Raw genomic sequence first — 3,979 nt, 5'->3', positions numbered from 1 at the left:
ATGCGGCCCATGTCCTCTCCGGCGGCGCTCCGCACGTCGCGGCCGAGGACCCCGTGCGCCTCGCTCGCCCCGATGATGGTCACCGAGGGCGGCGGCGCGGCGTCCTTGGGCGTCACCGGAACGGTCGAGGCCGGCGGCGGTGCCGACGGCGGCGCATTCGCCTCATTCTGGCCGGCGGGCTTGTCCTCCGCCGCGCGTGACGGCGCGACCGGGGAGGCAACCACGACCACGACGCCCAGGATCAATGCTCCGATCGTACGCATGACACCCTCCTCACGGCGCGCCGTCAGCGCGCCAGCACGATCGAGACCTGGATCTGGCCGCGCGTGCGCACCACTTCCAGCGCGACGTCGTCGCCGTGGCGGCTGACGCGTAAGTCCACGCTGGACTCGCCGAGGCGCAGATCGCGCAGGATCACCTCGTGGAGAAAGGCCGGCAGATGCGGATTGCGCAGGCGGATCTCGCTGCGCGCCACGTCGAATTCGAGGCCGAGCGCCGCCTCCAGCAGCGTGAAGGGCGTCGCGCTGGCCCAGGCCTGCGGTGCGCAGGCGACCGGATAGAGCGTGGGGCCGCGCCGCTTCTCGCGCCGGAAGCCGCAGAACAATTCGGGCAGCCGGCGCAGATCCATGTAGGTCGCGGCGTCGAACAACCCCTTGAACACGTGCGCCACCGAATGCTTGAGGCCGTAGCGCGCCAGTCCCAGCGCGATCAGCGCGTTGTCGTGCGGCCAGATCGAGCCGTCATGGTAGGACATCGGGTTGTAACGCACCTCGCCTTGCGCGACGGTGCGGATACCCCAGCCCGAGAAGAAATGCGGCCCCATCAGGTCGGCGGCGACGCGGCGGGCGCGGTCCTCGCGGATCATGCCGCTGAACAGCACCTGCCCGGCATTCGACGTCCTAACCTTGCAGGGCCGCTTCTGGCCGTCGAGCGCGAGCGCATAGGTGCCGAGCTCCTCGCACCAGAACGCCTGCTCGAAGCGCTCGGCGAGCGCCCTGGCTTCGGCCTCGAGCTTGCGCATGCGGTCCGGCTTGCCGAGCCGCAGCGCGCAACGCGCGGCGAGCTGCTTGGCGGCAAAGACGTAGCCCTGCACTTCCGCGAGCGCGATATTGCCCTCGGCAAGCTGGCCGTCGGCATGGAAGATCGCGTCGTAGGAATCCTTCCAGCCCTGGTTGGCCAGGCCCTTCTCGGTCGCGCGCTGGTATTCGACGAAGCCGTCCTGGTCCGGATCGCCGGGGCCGTCGATCCAGGCCAGCCCCGCCTCGATCGCCGGCCACAGCTCCAGCAGCGTGGCCTCGTCGCCGGTGCGCTCGAAATAGCTTCCCGCCAGCAGCACGAACAGCGCGGTCGAATCGACGCTGCCGTAATAATGCGCGAACGGCACCTCACCCAGCGCCGCCATCTCGCCGCCGCGCATCTCGTGCAGGATCTTGCCGGGCGCGGCATCCGCGAGCGGGTCGACCGCCTCGGCCTGGAAATGCGCGAGCCGGCGCAAGACGCCCTTGGCGATGCGCGGGTCGACCCACAGCATCTGGAGCGCGGTGATGAGGCCGTCGCGGCCGAACGTCGTCGAGTACCAGGGAATGCCGGCATAGGGATAACGCCCCTGCGGCGTCTCGGTCATCAGCATGTTGAGGTCGGCCATGGCCTGGCACAGCACCTCGTTGAAGATGTTGTTCGAGGTCTCGATGCTGGTCGCGCCCATGGTCGACTGCCGCATTTCGCGGCGGTGCGCCAGCAGACCCGGGAAGAACCGCGCGGGCTTTTCCGTGACCGGCCGGTTGCAGGACACGGCCACGAAAAGCGATTTGGCCTGGTGCGGCTCGAGGTCGAGCTCCCAGGTGGCGGCATTGACCGAGAGCCGCGTCGGACGCGGATCGAAATGCAGTCCGGTGGTGCGCTCGGCGTCGTCGAGGCCGCGATATTCGAACAGCACGTCGGTCGGGCCGAGCAGCCGGCTGGTGCCGACGCCGCGGCGCGGCCGCCGTTCGCCGCGGACCTCGAACAGATCGGCGAAGTCGTTGCCGAACAGCAGCGTCAGCGCGAAGCTGGCGCGCCGCTCGCCATGGTTCTGCACGCCGATGCGTTGATAGGCCGTGCCGCGCCACAGGAAGATCGTGCGCACGATGTGCAGCAGGTCCTTCTGCAGCACGAGGCTGCCCTGCCGGTAGATGTCGGGATTGGTGAGATCGACGGTCAACGCCGAATTGTCGTCGCGCAGGTTCGATCCCAGTAGCAGCGGCTGGAGATCGTCGAGCACGAGCTCGAGCCGTGCGAGATAGCGCGTATCGTGATGAAACAGGCCGTCCGGCCCGCCGGCGGACGCGCCGATGTCGCCATGGCTGTCGAGCACGATGAAGGTGTCGTCATGCTTGAGCGAACGCCGCGGCCGGGCCGAGGGCCCGGTCATCGGAATGTAGAAAGGCTGTTCCGCGACCTGTTCCGAGGTACGCGTCACGGAGACGAATTGGGTTAAGGCTTCGGCCGACATGAGCTGCTCCCCTGCGCTTGGTTCAAAACGCGACCGACTCGAGAACGCGACTGTCGATTTACGCGGCGGCTTGCGCGAGCCGGCTCATTTCCTGCGTGACCAGCTCACGATACGGCCCATGGCCTTGCATCAGACGCTCGGGCGAGCCGTCCTCGATGATCTTGCCATGCCTCAACACCACCACGCGGTCGAAATTGCGCAGCGTCGCCAGGCGATGGGCGATCGCGATCACGGTACGCCCGCGCATCAGGCGCGACAACGCCTCGCGGATCGCCTCCTCGGATTCGCTGTCGAGCGCCGCAGTCGCCTCGTCCAGCAGCAGGATCGGCGCGTCCTTCAGGAAGGCGCGCGCGATGGCGATGCGCTGGCGCTGGCCGCCGGACATCTTGACGCCGCGGTCGCCGACCATGGTGTCGAGCCCCTCGGGCAGACTCTCGACGAAGTCGCAACGCGCTGCGATCGCCGCGCGCAGCACCTCGTCGTCGGTGGCGTTGGGCCGGCCATAGCGGATGTTCTCGCGAATGGAGCGATGGAACAGGGAGATGTCCTGCGGCACGACTGAAATCGCCTCGCGCAGGCTCAGCTGCGTCACCTTCGCGATATCCTGGCCGTCGATGGTGACGTTGCCCTCGTCGACGTCGTAGAAGCGCTGCAGCAGCGTGAACAGCGTCGACTTGCCGCCGCCGGACTGGCCGACCAGGCCGACGCGCTGTCCGGGCTGCAGCCGCAGGCTGAAACGTTCGAAGATCTTGTCGCCGCCGGGATAGCCGAAGGTAACGTTGTTGAAGGCGATGGCCGCACCGCTCTTGACGAGAGGCTCGGCTTCGGGGTGGTCGCGCAGCTCGTGCGGCACCAGGAGCGTCGCAATCGCCTCGGTCAGGCGCGCGACGTGCTGGGTGACGTCGACCAGCGCCACCGCAAGATCGCGCGTCGCGCTCAGGATGGAAATGCCGAGCGTGCAGACCAGCACGACGTCGCCGGTGGTCGCGCTGCCCCTCTGCCACAGGGTGATGGCCCAGGCCATCAGCGCGATGGTCAAGAGCACCGTCACGACGGCATGCAGCAGCCGCAGCTTTTCCAGATAGCGCAGGCTGCGGCTTCGCGCGGTCAGCTCACGGTTGACAGTCGCATCGAACCGCTCATGCTCGTGTCCGATACCGCAAAATGCACGCACTAGGGGCATGTTGCTGATGACGTCGATCATCTCGCCATCGACGGCGGCGGCCTTGTCGGCGAAATCGTCATGCAGCGGCTTGCCGGCGGCGGCAAGGTGGAACATGGTGGCCACCATGCCGCCGGCGATCACGGTCAGGCCGAGCGCCATGTAAGGACTGACGGTTCCGATCAGCGCGATCGCCGCAACCGTCGCGATGCAGGGCGGCAACACGTTCCAGACGAACATGTTCTCGACCGTGAACACCGCATTCGAGGTCGCGGTGATGCGGCTCGTCAGCATCCCCGGCATCCGATCCGAGAAATAGCTCGGCG

General features: G+C 67.6%; 2 protein-coding genes and 1 pseudogene. All 3 read right to left on the bottom strand.

Annotated elements, in window-relative coordinates:
* Positions 1-263, bottom strand: a pseudogene (locus tag JHD07_RS24625) (PRC-barrel domain containing protein); the annotation flags it as partial.
* 23 nt (positions 264-286) lie between these two features.
* The gene (locus JHD07_RS24620) at positions 287-2,491 is read right to left on the bottom strand and encodes an amylo-alpha-1,6-glucosidase (RefSeq protein WP_291626771.1); all 2,205 of its coding nucleotides are present in this window, start codon (positions 2,489-2,491) and stop codon (positions 287-289) included.
* A gap of 58 nt (positions 2,492-2,549) precedes the next feature.
* Positions 2,550-3,979: ABC transporter ATP-binding protein (locus JHD07_RS24615; protein WP_291626769.1), on the bottom strand; the 1,430-nt coding region annotated here is incomplete at its 5' end.

Source organism: Bradyrhizobium sp. (assembly GCF_016462955.1).
Classification (GTDB): Bacteria; Pseudomonadota; Alphaproteobacteria; order Rhizobiales; family Xanthobacteraceae; genus Bradyrhizobium.
Note: the sequence above shows the minus strand (reverse complement) of the source record. Positions and strands in the feature narration are given on the sequence as shown.

What these genes read in the sequence shown, in the direction of transcription:
- JHD07_RS24620 (WP_291626771.1), bottom strand. Translation starts at nt 2,491, where the DNA reads ATGTCGGCCGAAGCCTTAACCCAATTCGTCTCCGTGACGCGTACCTCG.